General features: G+C 66.6%; 13 protein-coding genes and 1 tRNA gene. 9 read left to right on the top strand and 5 right to left on the bottom strand.

What is annotated here, in order from left to right:
* Nucleotides 1–24: 24 nt before the first annotated feature.
* Together rng and GT347_RS03370 are read left to right on the top strand one after the other, a co-directional pair.
* A complete protein-coding gene (rng, locus tag GT347_RS03375) occupies nt 25–1,506 on the top strand; it encodes a ribonuclease G (RefSeq protein WP_160550626.1) in 1,482 nt (493 codons plus the stop codon).
* 62 nt (nt 1,507–1,568) lie between these two features.
* Nucleotides 1,569–2,612, top strand: a complete 1,044-nt coding sequence (locus GT347_RS03370) for a sterol desaturase family protein (RefSeq protein ID WP_160550625.1) — start codon at nt 1,569–1,571, stop codon at nt 2,610–2,612.
* Between the two features lie 15 nt (nt 2,613–2,627).
* Here GT347_RS03370 and msbA read toward each other — a convergent pair whose 3' ends face one another.
* Nucleotides 2,628–4,451, bottom strand: coding sequence for a lipid A export permease/ATP-binding protein MsbA (gene msbA, locus GT347_RS03365; RefSeq protein ID WP_160550624.1), 1,824 nt, complete (start codon nt 4,449–4,451; stop codon nt 2,628–2,630).
* Nucleotides 4,452–4,616: 165 nt separating this feature from the next.
* Between msbA and tolB the strand changes: the two genes are divergently transcribed.
* From tolB to GT347_RS03340, 5 genes are all read left to right on the top strand, one after another.
* Nucleotides 4,617–5,954 (top strand): Tol-Pal system beta propeller repeat protein TolB, encoded by a 1,338-nt coding sequence (gene tolB, locus GT347_RS03360; protein ID WP_160550623.1) that lies wholly within the window; start codon nt 4,617–4,619, stop codon nt 5,952–5,954.
* A gap of 82 nt (nt 5,955–6,036) precedes the next feature.
* Complete coding sequence (gene pal, locus GT347_RS03355) at nt 6,037–6,564, top strand: peptidoglycan-associated lipoprotein Pal (protein WP_160550622.1); 528 nt, start codon at nt 6,037–6,039, stop codon at nt 6,562–6,564.
* Entirely contained in the window at nt 6,564–7,346 is a 783-nt protein-coding gene (ybgF, locus tag GT347_RS03350) for a tol-pal system protein YbgF (RefSeq protein ID WP_160550621.1), read from the top strand. The genes pal and ybgF overlap by 1 nt, the downstream gene beginning before the upstream one ends.
* Before the next feature lie 56 nt (nt 7,347–7,402).
* Nucleotides 7,403–8,152 carry a tRNA threonylcarbamoyladenosine dehydratase gene (locus tag GT347_RS03345; protein WP_160555199.1) on the top strand — a complete coding sequence of 250 codons (750 nt, stop codon included), beginning with the start codon at nt 7,403–7,405 and terminating at the stop codon, nt 8,150–8,152.
* Between the two features lie 40 nt (nt 8,153–8,192).
* Nucleotides 8,193–8,268: transfer RNA gene (locus GT347_RS03340), tRNA-Lys, on the top strand.
* 84 nt (nt 8,269–8,352) lie between these two features.
* Here the strand turns inward: GT347_RS03340 and GT347_RS03335 are convergent.
* Nucleotides 8,353–8,919 (bottom strand): hypothetical protein, encoded by a 567-nt coding sequence (locus GT347_RS03335; RefSeq protein ID WP_160550620.1) that lies wholly within the window; start codon nt 8,917–8,919, stop codon nt 8,353–8,355.
* Between the two features lie 259 nt (nt 8,920–9,178).
* On the opposite strand from GT347_RS03335, the gene GT347_RS03330 reads away from it, so the two are divergent.
* A complete protein-coding gene (locus GT347_RS03330; protein WP_160550619.1) occupies nt 9,179–9,574 on the top strand; it encodes a response regulator in 396 nt (131 codons plus the stop codon).
* 29 nt (nt 9,575–9,603) lie between these two features.
* On the opposite strand, the gene GT347_RS03325 is transcribed toward GT347_RS03330, so the two are convergent.
* Both GT347_RS03325 and GT347_RS03320 read right to left on the bottom strand, forming a co-directional pair.
* Nucleotides 9,604–11,400, bottom strand: a complete 1,797-nt coding sequence (locus GT347_RS03325; protein ID WP_160550618.1) for a putative bifunctional diguanylate cyclase/phosphodiesterase — start codon at nt 11,398–11,400, stop codon at nt 9,604–9,606.
* Between the two features lie 290 nt (nt 11,401–11,690).
* Nucleotides 11,691–11,903, bottom strand: coding sequence for an ATP/GTP-binding protein (locus tag GT347_RS03320; protein ID WP_160550617.1), 213 nt, complete (start codon nt 11,901–11,903; stop codon nt 11,691–11,693).
* A 139-nt stretch (nt 11,904–12,042) separates the two neighbouring features.
* Here GT347_RS03320 and GT347_RS03315 point away from each other — a divergent pair, with 139 nt between their 5' ends.
* Nucleotides 12,043–12,294 carry a hypothetical protein gene (locus GT347_RS03315; protein WP_160550616.1) on the top strand — a complete coding sequence of 84 codons (252 nt, stop codon included), beginning with the start codon at nt 12,043–12,045 and terminating at the stop codon, nt 12,292–12,294.
* Here the strand turns inward: GT347_RS03315 and GT347_RS03310 are convergent.
* Nucleotides 12,288–12,701: a hypothetical protein gene (locus GT347_RS03310; RefSeq protein ID WP_160550615.1), complete on the bottom strand. Its 414-nt coding sequence runs from the start codon at nt 12,699–12,701 to the stop codon at nt 12,288–12,290. The genes GT347_RS03315 and GT347_RS03310 overlap by 7 nt on opposite strands.
* Nucleotides 12,702–12,708 lie beyond the last annotated feature (7 nt).

Here is a 12,708-nt window from a genome sequence, read left to right as displayed (position 1 = left end):
GCGGGCTACCTAAAAAAAGTCCCCATGCAGCAAGACATCCTGATCAACTGGGCGCCACAGGAGACACGTGTGGCCGTCGTGGAGCACGGGGCGGTCCAGGAGCTTCACGTCGAACGCACGCTCGAGCGTGGCCTGGTCGGCAACATCTACCTGGGCAAGGTCTCGCGTGTGCTGCCCGGCATGCAGTCGGCCTTCATCGACATCGGCATGGAGCGTGCCGCCTTCCTGCATGTGGCCGACGTCTGGCAGGGCCACGCCGAGGGCGAGATGCCGCAGCGCCAGGCCCAGCCGCTGGTGCCGATTGAAAAACAGGTCTTCGAAGGCCAGGCGCTGATGGTGCAGGTCATCAAGGACGCCATCGGCACCAAGGGCGCGCGGCTATCGACCCAGGTGAGCATCGCCGGCCGGCTGCTGGTGTATCTGCCGCAGGACGACCATGTGGGTGTGTCGCAAAAGATTCCGCCGGAGCAGCGCGACGCCCTGCGCACCAGGCTGCAGGCGCTGATCGGCGAGCGCGCCGAAGGCGGTGGCGGCGGCTTCATCCTGCGCACCAATGCCGAAGACGCCAGCGATGCCCAGCTGGCCGACGACATCGCCTATCTGAGGAAGACCTGGAACCGTATCCGCCAGCAGGCCCTGCAGCTGCCGCCCAAGTCGCTGCTGCACCAGGACCTCGACCTGCTGCAGCGGGTGCTGCGCGACCTGGCGGGCGAGGAGACCGCCAGCATCCGCATCGACTCGCGCGAGCAGTTGAAGCGCATGCAGGATTTCAGCGCCGAATTCATGCCGGCGGCCGCCAACAAACTGCAGCTCTACAGCGGCGAGCGGCCGATCTTCGATCTCTACACCGTGGACGAGGAGATCGCCCGCGCGCTCGGCCGGCGGGTGGACTTGAAGTCCGGCGGCTATTTGATCGTCGACCAGACCGAGGCGCTGACCACCATCGACGTCAACACCGGCGGTTATGTGGGCGCGCGCAACTTCGACGACACCATCTTCAAGACCAACCTGGAAGCGGCCCAGGCCATCGCCCGCCAGCTGCGGCTGCGCAACCTGGGCGGCATGGTCATCATCGATTTCATCGACATGGTGCGGGAGGACCACCAGACGCAGGTGCTGGCCGAGTTCCGCAAGCAGCTCGCGCGCGACCGGGTGAAGACCTCCTCGGGCGGCTTCTCGCCGCTGGGCCTGGTCGAGATGACCCGCAAGCGCACCCGCGAGTCGCTGGCCCACATGCTGTGCGAGCCTTGCCCCTGCTGCCAGTCGCGCGGCGTGGTCAAGACACCGCGCACGGTGACCTACGACATCCTGCGCGAGATCCTGCGCGAGGCCCGCCAGTTCAATCCGCGCGAATTCCGGGTGGTGGCCTCGCCGCGGGTGGTGGAGCTGTTCCTGGACGAGGAGAGCCAGCACCTGGCCGGCCTGTCGGACTTCATCGGCAAGCCGATCTCGCTGCAGTCCGAGGTGGCGATGGGGCCGGAGGATTACGACATCGTCCTGCTCTGAGTGCAGGGGCAAGGCGGGGCGGTCGGGCGGCGGTCAGGATTTTTCAGGAAAATCCGTCGGCCATGAATGAACTCCTCGCACTGGGCCATGCGGCCGTCCAGTGGACCTCCTCGCACCTGATCGTGCCCGTGCTGGCGCAACTGCCGGCCACCTTGCGTGAAGCCGCCGGCGAGCCGGCCGACATCGCCGAGGCCCTGCTGATCTCCCTGCTGCAGATCGGCATCATCGCCTTCGTGATGCGGCCGCTGGAATCGCTGGCGCCTGCCGAGCGCTGGCCGCACCGCAAGCTGGCCGGGCTGGACCGCACCTATACGCTGGTCATGCTGCTGGGGCTGTTCCCGCTGTTCAGCTTCCTGGTGCTGACGCCGATGGCGCATCTGCTGGGCGCATCGCCCGCGGCCTCGGGCGCGCAGGACGAGCCCACCGGCCTGCTGGCCTGGGTGCCCTGGTTCGGCGGCCATCCGTGGCTGCTGTTCGCGCTCTATTACGTGGTCTACGACCTGACGTATTACTGGATGCACCGGCTGCAGCACGAGCTGCCCTGGTGGTGGGCCATGCACAGCATGCACCACAGCCAGCGCCAGATGAGCTGCTGGGCCAACGACCGCAGCCACTATCTGGACGGCGCGCTGCAATCCATCGTGCTGGCGACGGTCGGCCTGGCCATGGGGGTGGACACCGCGCAGTTCGCGCTGATCGTGATGATCAGCGAGCTGGTGCAGAGCCTCTCGCATGCCAATGTGCGCTGGGGTTTCGGCCGCATCGGCGGACGGCTGCTGGTGGATCCGCGCTTTCACCGGCTGCACCACATGTTGCGCGATCCGCAGCGGCCGCAGCTGCACAACTGCAATTTCGGCCAGGTGCTGCCCTGGTGGGACCAGCTCTTCGGCACCGCGCTCTATGGCGAGCCGCCGCGCGCCACCGGCGTCAGCGATCCGGCGGTGGATGCCGACAACGGCCTGGGCCTGGTCGCCCAGCAGTGGTACACGCTGCGCCGCTTCTGGGCGGCGGTGCGCTGCCGCGACGGTTGGCGGCTGGGTGAGGTGTCCTTCGACGAGAAGACCCTGCGGCCGGTGCGCCAGGACCCCGGCGCCGGTCCGCACTGAGCCCGCTCGACCGGCTCAGATCGCCGGCATGCCGGCCGCCGGCGTGTGCAGCCGGGCATACAGGCCGTCGGCGCTGAGCAGCTGGGCATGCGTGCCCTGTTCGACGATGCGGCCGTGCTGCATCACCACCACCCGGTCGGCATGCTCGATGGTCGACAGCCGGTGCGCCACCACCAGGGTGGTGCGGCCCTGCATCACCCGCTGCAGGGCCTGCTGCACCAGGCGCTCGGAGCCGGTGTCCAGCGCCGAGGTGGCCTCGTCCAGTATCAGGATGGGCGCGTCCTTGTAAAGCGCGCGTGCGATGGCCAGGCGCTGGCGCTGGCCGCCGGAGAGTTCGGAGGCGTTGTGGCCCACCAGCGTGTCCATGCCCTGCGGCATGCGGGCCACGTGTTCGGCCAGGTTGGCGTCTTCCAGGCAGCGCTGCAGGCGCTCGCGGTCCTGCGGCGCGCCCATGGCGATGTTGGCGGCCACCGTGTCGTTGAACATCACCACATCCTGGCTGACCATGGCGAACTGCTCGCGCAGCGACTGCGTATGCCACTCGGCGACGTCCTGGCCGCGCACCCGCACCGAGCCGTCGCTGGGCAGCACGAAACGCGGCAGCAGGTTGATCAGGGTGGTCTTGCCCGAGCCCGAGGGGCCGACGAAGGCGACCACCTCGCCCTGGCGCACCGTCAGGTCCACCCCGTCCAGCGCGGGCGCGGCGGTGTCGCGGTAGGCCACACGCACATTGCGCCACTCGATCAGCGGACCGGTCTGGGCCTGGGCCGGGTCGGGCTTCCACTGGCCGCTCGGTTCGTCGGCGGTGTCGCCCAGCAGCGCCAGGCCGCGCTCCAGCGCCGCCACGCCGCGGGTGACCGGGTTGGCGATCTCGGCGAGCCGGCGGATCGGCGCGATCAACATCAGCATCGCGGTGATGAAGGCGACGAAGCCGCCCACCGTCACGCCCTTGGGGTCGTCGCCGATGCGGCCCTGCCAGAGCGCGATCACGATCACCGCCGACAGCGCAGCCGCGGCCAGCAGCTGCGTCAGCGGCGTCATCGCGGCCGAGGCCACGGTGGACTTGATGGCCAGCCCGCGCAGCCGCCCGGCCAGGTCGTTGAAACGCTGCTTCTGCACCTGCTGCGCGCCGTGCAGCCGCACCATGCGGTGGGCCAGCACGTTCTCCTCGACCACATAGGCCAGGTCGTCGGTGGCTTTCTGGCTGGCCTTGGTGACCTGGTAGAGGCGGCGCGAGAGGGTCTTCATGATCCAGGCCACGCCCGGGATCACCAGGCCCACCACCAGCGTCAGCTGCCAGTTGAGCCACAGCAGGTAGAAGAGCAGGGCGATCATGGTGAAGCCGTCGCGCGACAGCCCCAGCAGGGCCTGCACCACCAGCGTGGCGCCGGTCTGCACTTCGTAGACCACGGTGTTGGACAGCGAACTCGCCGACTGGCGCGAGAACAGCGCCATCTCGGCCGCGAGCAACCGTTCGAACAGATCGCGGCGCAGGGCGATCATGCCCTCGTTGGCGATCTGCGCGAGTGCGTACTGGGAAGCGAACTGCGCCATGCCGCGCACCGCGAACAGCCCGATCACCGCCACCGGCACCGCCCACAGGTCGAGCCGGCCCTGGGTGAAGCCGCGGTCCAGCAGCGGTTTCATCAGGGCGGGGATCAGCGGCTCGGTCACCGCCGCCACGATGGTCGCGGCGATCGCCAGCGCCCAGGCCGCCTTGTGCAGCCCGAAATAGCGCGCCAGCCTGCGCAAACGGCCCAGCAAGGTGAGCGGGATGGCTGCGCTGGATGCTGCGGCCGATGGGGCGGCCGCCGGGCCGTTGTCTTGGGAACTCTGCATGCTGGCGCGATTCTACGGTTGGGTCTTGTTACGAAGATGCGGGCCTGATCCAACCTTTTGTTTCAGCGTCTCGCTGCCAATGTGTAACATCCGGCTGCGTGTTCGCCCGCGTCTTCCATGCGTCTTTCTTGCATCGCGGGCCCAGGAGTCGACACCCCCCCATTCATGAACCATCCTATCGCCGTGCTGCCGACCGCTGTCCGTTCATTGTCTTCCTCCGTCCAACGCCGCACGCTGATCGGCCTCGCCGCTTCGGTGGCCACCCTGGGCCCGGCACTGCCGGCCCTGGCGCAGTTCCGGGTCGAGGTCTCCGGCGTCGGCCTGACCCAATCACCCATCGCCATCGCGCCCTTCAAGGGCGAAGGCCAGAGCCCGCAGAAGATCGCCGCCATCGTGCAGGCCGACCTGGAGCGCAGCGGCCGTTTCCGTGCGATCGACGCCGCCGGTGTCGAACTCGACGAGAGCAGCCGCCCGGATGTGAGCCAGTGGCGCCAGAAGGGCGCCGATTCGCTGGCCGAGGGCAGCGTCACCCGCCTGGCCGATGGCCGCTACGACGTGCGTTTCCGCCTCTGGGACGTGGTGCGCAGCGAGGACCTGGGCGGCCAGAGCTTCATCGTGCCGCAGATCGACCTGCCCCTGGCGGCCCACCGCATCGCCGACTTCATCTACGAGAAGCTCACCGGCGAGAAGGGCGTGTTCTCCACCCGCATCGCCTACGTCACCAAGGCCGGCACCCGCTACACCCTGTGGGTGGCCGATGCCGACGGCGAGAATTCCCAATCGGCGCTGACCAGCCCGGAGCCCATCATCTCGCCGGCCTGGTCGCCCAGCGGCTCGCAGCTGGCCTATGTGTCCTTCGAGTCACGCAAGCCGGTGGTCTACGTGCACGAGATCTCCAGCGGCAAGCGGCGCCTGATCGCCAACTTCCGCGGCTCCAACAGCGCGCCGGCCTGGTCGCCCGATGGCCGCCGGCTGGCCGTCACGCTCAGCCGCGACGGCGGCTCGCAGCTCTACACCATCGATGCCTCCGGCGGCGAGCCCACGCGCCTTATGCAGAGTGCCGGCATCGACACCGAACCGAGTTATTCGGCCGATGGCCGCAGCCTCTATTTCGTCAGCGACCGGGGCGGCGCGCCGCAGATCTACCGCATGCCGGTGGGCGGCGGCAATGCCGAGCGGGTCACTTTCTCGGGCACCTACAACATCTCGCCCACGATCAGCCCCGACGGCCGGTACATGGCCTACATCTCGCGGGTGGGTGGTGCCTTCAAGCTGCATGTGATGGAACTCGCCAGCGGCACCGCGAATGCGATCACCGACACCTCCAACGACGAGAACCCCAGTTTCGCGCCCAACGGCCGCCTGATCATCTACGCCACCCGCCAGCAAGGCCGCGAGGCCCTGATGACCACCACGCTGGACGGCAAGATCAAGGCACGCCTGGCAGGCCAGGGCGGCGATATCCGCGAACCCGACTGGGGCCCGTTCCAGAAGCAGCCCTGACGCCTCGCGCGTGCAAGGCCGGGCCCACCGTTTTCTTTTCCCTTATCCACTAGCCATCAAGTACAGGTTCTCAGGAGTTCCCATGTTCAAGCAAATCACCCTGGCGCTGGCCGCCACCGCCCTCATCGCTGGTTGCAGCTCGCCCGTCAAGCTCGACACCCCGCCGGTGGAAGACCGCGGCAGCGCAGCCGGTGCCGGCGGCGCCAACAGCGGCAGCATGGGCCAGTCGGGCGTGACCCCGGTCGACCTGAACGCCACCGCCACCGCGCAAGGCCCGGTCGGCGTGGCCCGCATCGTGTACTTCGACTACGACAGCTTCGCGGTGAAGGCGGAGTTCCAGTCGATGATCGAGCAGCACGCCCGCTTCCTCAAGGCCAACCCGAACCGCCGCCTGTCCCTCGAAGGCAGCACCGACGAGCGCGGCGGCCACGAATACAACCTGGCCCTGGGCCAGAAGCGTGCCGAGGCCGTGCGCCGCGCGCTGGGCCTGCTGGGCGTGGGCGACAGCCAGGTCGAGGCCGTGAGCTTCGGCTCCGAGAAGCCGGCCGCCACCGGCCATGACGAAGCGGCCTGGGCACAGAACCGCCGCGTCGAATTCACGTACCGCTGATGGCCGGGCATCAGCCGCAGCGCTGGCTGCGCACCGGGGTGGCTCGCGCCGCCGCCGCAGCCCTGCTGCTGGTGGCGGGCGGTGCCGCGCAGGCGGGTCTCTTCGATGACGACGAAGCCCGTCGTGCCATCCTCGAGATCCGCCAGCACATCGACAGCAACACGCAGCAGATCACCCGCCTGTCCGGCGAGAACACCGAACTGCGGCGCAGCCTGCTGACGCTGCAGAACCAGATCGAGGCGCTGCGTGCCGACCAGGCCACCATGCGCGGTGCCAACGAGCAGCTGCAGCGCGACCTGAGCGAAGCGCAGAAGCGCCAGAAGGACATGGCCCAGGGCGTGGACGAGCGGCTGCGGCAGTTCGAGCCCGCGCAGGTCACGGTCGATGGTGCGCAGTTCAATGCCGCGCCTGCGGAAAAGCACGGCTACGAAGCGGCCCTGGCCGTCTTCCGGCAGGGCGACTTCAACGCCGCGCAGAACGCCTTCGGCGCCTTCGTGCAGAAATACCCGAACTCGGGTTATCTGCCGTCTTCGCTGTTCTGGCTCGGCAACGCGCAGTACGCCAACCGTGGCTACAAGGAAGCCATCGTCAGCTTCAAGGCCCTGCTGACCCAGGCGCCCAACCATGCGCGTGCACCCGAGGCCGCGCTGGCCATCGCCAACTGCCAGGCCGAACTCAAGGACAGCAAGGCGGCCCGCAAGACGCTGGAAGACCTGATGAAGGCCTATCCGCAGTCCGAAGCCGCCTCGGCCGCACGTGAGCGGCTGGCCCGCCTGAAGTGAGCCTGCTGGCGACAGCGCCCGCCGAATCCGCCGATGCGGCCCGCCGCTTCGGCGGCATGGAGCGCCTCTACGGCATGCAGCCGGCGGCGCGCATCCGGGCCGCCTGCGTGGCGGTGGTGGGCATCGGCGGCGTGGGTTCCTGGGCCGCCGAAGCGCTGGCGCGGTCCGGCGTGGGACGGCTGGTGCTGGTCGATCTCGACCATATCGCCGAGTCCAACGTCAACCGCCAGATCCATGCGCTGAGCGCCACTCTGGGCCAGGCCAAGGTTGAAGCCATGCGTGAACGCATCGCCCAGATCAACCCGGATTGCCGGGTGGAGACGGTCGATGACTTCGTCGATCCGCAGAACTGGCCGGCCCTGCTGCCGGCCCAGGTCGATGCGGTGATCGACGCCTGCGACGACGCCAAGGCCAAGCTGACGATGGCCGTGTGGTCCCTGACTGAGCGCAAGCGCAAGGGCGGCGCGGTGTTTGTCACCGTCGGCGCTGCCGGCGGCAAACGACGCGCCCAGGCCGTGGAGCTGGCCGATCTGAGCCTGACCACCCACGACCCCTTGCTGGCCCAGCTGCGCTACAGGCTGCGCAAGGAGTACGGCGCCGCACGCGATGGCAAGAGCATCGGCATCGACTGCGTGTTCAGCCGGGAAGCAGTCGCGCCGCCGGATCCGTCCTGCGCCATCGACGGCGACGGTTCGCTCAACTGCCACGGTTTCGGCTCCGCCGTCAGCGTGACCGCCACCTTCGGCATGGTCGCGGCCGGACATGTGATCGAGAAGCTGGCTGGGCGAGCAATTTCGCCGCTATAATCGTGGGCTTTGCTGCACACGACATCTGACGTGACGGCAAGGGACCTTAGCTCAGTTGGTAGAGCAGCGGACTTTTAATCCGTTTGTCGTGGGTTCGACCCCCGCAGGTCCCACCATTTTCAAAAGGCCGCTTCATGCGGCCTTTTTCTTTGGCGGTGTGCCGGGAAAACTGAGCATGCCGGCCAGGCATTGCCAGCCTCTCAAGTCTTCTCCTCTCGCGTTTGCTGCTGGCCGATATTGAAGAACTTCTTGATGCTGGTGAGCAGCCCTGGCGCCTCCACTGTGAAAGTCGGCGCGCGCAGGCGTTCAGCCAGCGGCAGGAGATCGATCTGCTGCTCCTGCTGGGCAAGCCGCTGGACGGCGTGGGCGACGTAGTAATTGGCCTTGAAGCGTTCGTCTTGAACGAACAGCAGCACATAGTCATCCATCTGCCGGGTACAGCCGCGCACTGCGGTGTAGATCATGGACCCGACCGTATCGACCTTGTAGGGGACGAGGGCTCGCAGGGCCAGCTCGCTGCACATGCGGTAGGTGGCGAGCTTGGCCGCATATGCCGGATCGCCCGATACCTTGTCGATCATTTGCGCCGCCAGCGTGAAGTCTCTGATCGTCGGTTCATTCACCGGGGTGGGGTAGGGCATCGGCCCCCAATCCTGCCCGCCGCGCGCGGCTTGCTGTGGTGCTGCGGCATGCGCAGCTACGACGACACCCGCCATGAGTGCAGCCAACGCCAGTTTCTGACGACCACCGATATTGATACTGACCACCGTGTAGTCCTCCGGTTGTTGATGCCGATTGCCGAGCAAGCCAGTCGGCCCTGCTTTTGATCTTTCGTCTTGGTACTGGATGCGCGATGCAGCACACCCAGGACACATCCACGAGCTTGTAATCCAGAGTCTAGGTCACGTTGTAACTGCCAAAGCGCCACCCGGTCCGCGCGAAACGCAGGGACGCACATCGTCGTCCTACGGCTGAATGGGAAATTTGCAGCAGGAAAGTTTCCCCGGCGTCGCCGATGATGGATGCATGCCCCACTCCAAACGCGCATTCCTGGTCGAGGACAACCCGTCATTGCGGGAAAGCCTGATCGAGCTCCTGAAGTCCGAGGCTTCGGTCGCGGTCATCGCCACTGCCGAGAACGAGATCGATGCGATCAACTGGCTGGCCGTTTACTCCCACAGGGTGTCGCTGGTCATCCTCGACATGTACCTCACTTCCGGTACCGGGCTGAGCATCCTCAGGCAGATGCGCGATGCGGGCCTGACCCATCCCATCGTGGTGTTCACCAACAGCAGTTCCCAGGCGCTGCGGGATGCCTGCCTGCGTGGTGGTGCAGACGCGTTCTTCGATAAGGGCTCCGAACAGGAGCTTTTCTTCAGCTATGTACGCGGTGAGGTGAAAACGCTGGCCGCGGCGAAATAGCACGGGCTGGACGGCATCGGGGCCAGGGCTCATGCCGAAGATGGTCCGCGGAGAAACGCATCGTTCTGCTGCTTCATCCTGGCGAAGGCATCCTCCGGCCGCAGCGGCCGGCTGACGTAGTAGCCCTGGATCTCGTCGCAACCCATGTCGATCAGCAGATCGAGGATCTGGACGGTTTCCACGCCTTCTGCCACCAGCTTGTAGCCCAGGCTGTGGCCCAGGTCGATCATGGAGCGGACGATTTCCCGCGCCCGCTCGTCCGTGCCGATCGGGCGGATCAGCGACTGGTCCAGCTTCAGCGCCTCGGCCGGCAGGCTGTAGAGCGAGCCGAAATTGCAATACCCGGTGCCGAAATCGTCCAGCGCGATCTGGATGCCCAGGGCGCGTGCTTCGTTGATCGCCCGCACCGTGGATTCGCCGGTCAGCGCGACGTTCTCGGTGCATTCCAGCTGCAGGCGCCGGGGCTGCACCTGGTGCAGGGTGCATGCGTTCTGCATCATGCGGATGAAATCGGCGTCTTCCAGATTGCGCGCCGAGATGTTCACCGCCACATCGACGACCAGGCCGCGGGTTTCCCACTCCACCAGCTGCGCCAGCGCGGAGTGGATCACCCATTCGGTCACCGAGTGGATCAGGTTGGTGCTCTCCACCAGCGGTATGAATTCGCCTGGCGGTATATTGCCCAGCACCGGATGGTGCCAGCGCAGCAGGGCCTCGGCGCCGCGAAAAGCCAGGGAGTCGCGGTCGAGTTTCGGCTGGAACACCAGGGAGAACTCGCCATGCGCCATCGCATGCGGAACCGCGCTCAGGAGCTGGTAGCTGCGCTTGTAGCGCAGGTCTTCGTCGGCGTCGTACCAGGTCACCACCGGCCGGCGCGACTTGTTGGTATGCAAGGAGGCGATCGCCCGCCGGAAGACGTCCTGAATGTTGGCCGCATCCAGCTCGAACACGGCGGCGCCCAGGCGCGGACGCTGTTCCAGCAGATAGGGGTCGGAGGTGGTGAAAGGCTCGCGGAATTCCTGCACCAGGGCCTGGAGAAAACGGTTCAGGTCGAAGTCGGCGGTCTTTCGCACCACCAGCGCCAGGCAGCTCATGTCGACCTGGTAGACCTTGGAGACATGCCCGGCGAATTCACGCAGGCGGCGGCCGGCGCCGCGCACCAGCTCTTCGAGCGGGCCCGCGCCCACCGCCCGCATCACGCTCTGCAGCGATTCCGGGCCCATCAGGTCCAGCAGGATCAGGGTGCATTGCTGGCCGGGGCTGGCCTGGCAGAGTTCCTCCAGGTCGATCGTCAGCTGCGCCCGGTTGGGCAGGTGGGTGCTGCCGTCGATCCGGCCGACGGCATGCTGCAGTTCGATCTGCGCCACCACCATGGCGGCCAGGTCGAGCAGCATCTGCTCCTGGGCGGCGTCGAATTCGCGCGGCCGATGATCGATGAGGCAGAGGCTGCCCAGGCTGTGGCCGTTGGCCAGCACCAGCGGCGCACCCGCATAGAAGCAGATGCCCGGATAGCCGGTGACCAGGGGGTTGTTGAGAAAGCGTGGATCCTGGGCCGCGTCACGCACCACCATCACCTGCGGACTGGCGATGGTGTAGTTGCAGAAAGCATCTTCGCGGCAGGTGTCGGGCACCGACAAACCTACACGCGACTTGAACCATTGCCGCTCGGTGTCCAGCAGGGTGATCAGCGCGATCGGCACCTGAAAAACCGCTGCGGCCAGTCGGGTGATTCGGTCGAAGGCTTCGGTGGGTGCGGTGTAGAGCAGGTCGAGCGAGCGCAGCGCCTGTATCCGTTCTTCCTCGTCGAGACTGGCGGCGGTTCGCATGTCCGTTCATTATGGATATTTCCGGACGGCGTTCCTATGTCTCACGACATTGTTTTCTCGAAAGTCACACGGCGTGGCTGAATGCGATGTATAATCCGTCATTCGGCGCTTGTTGCAAGGCGCCGGCAGCCTGGCCAGGCAACGCCGACTCTCACGGCGGCACGTCGAACCCGAGTCACCACGACGATAACAACAGGTGTCTCCCGCAAGTGAAAGTGCCGTAAAGGCGGATCGCGTCAGAGTCCGCCGCCAAACACCATCGAAAAAGCCCGCTCTTCAGCGGGCTTTTTTTATCCGTGCTGCCGAACCAGCGATGCCAGATAGGAAGCGTCGGCGAAGGATGCCAGCAGGGCGGCGATCTGTGTGGGATACACCTCCAGCCGCTGGTGCCGCGTGATGTCCGAGCGGTTGGTCACGATGTCGACCACCGGCAACCATCCCGTCTTGCAGGCTACGGCGCAGGCGAAGAACGTGACGCCGCTGGCGTGAAAGACATGGAACATCCCGCAATTTTCCTCTCATGCGCCATCCCGCAGTGGAGAAAGACACCTGTTCAAGTGGAATTGTCTTGCCGCGCCCACGGTCCTGTAAAAGCCGCACGCGGTCAGATGGACGTCAGCCGCTGGGGCGCAAGGTGAGCCCATGATCGAATCGCAAGCACTGCACATCTGCAGCCACTGTTTCGGCATCGTCGGCGCCCGGACGGCGGAGCCGCCGCATTCGCAGCTGCAGCTGACGGGCATCACCTATTTCGGTGACGGCATCACCGGCCGGCAGACCAATGCCGTCTACCAGTTCCAGTGCATCAGCTGCGGGCTGGAATTGATGCGCGACCGCAATCCCGCGGAGGCCGATCAGGTCTGGCTGCCGCGGGATACCTGCGCGCATCACTGAACCGCAGACAGCGGCAGGGCATATGCCGCGACCGCGCCCAAAGCGCAGACGGCGATGACGGCAGCGCCGATCATCCAGCCGACACGGTGGCGCAGGCCGCGGGCTTCGACCTGGTGGGGAAGCGCATCGGATTCGGACGAAACAGCCTCGGCAGCCGCACGCCGCTCACGCAACTCGTGCACGATGGCCTTGCCTTGCGGCGCATGGCTCAGCCAGGAGCCCGGATCCGGCGCCGCCGGCCGCATGCGGGCGGGCGCCGCGACCGCGGGAGAGGCCTGATACAGCCTGGACTTGCGTTCCTCGGCGCGTTCATTGATCACCGAATCCTCGAAATCCTGGGCCCGAAAGCGTCGGCGCACAGGTTGCGGTGGCGGCTGCGAGTCGCGCCATTTCTCCGATAAGTTCATCCGGCGA

This window comes from Xylophilus rhododendri (assembly GCF_009906855.1).
Taxonomy (GTDB): Bacteria; Pseudomonadota; Gammaproteobacteria; order Burkholderiales; family Burkholderiaceae_C; genus Xylophilus; species Xylophilus rhododendri.
The sequence above is the reverse complement of the archived record's forward strand: the minus strand, read 5'-3'. Positions and strand labels throughout refer to the sequence as shown.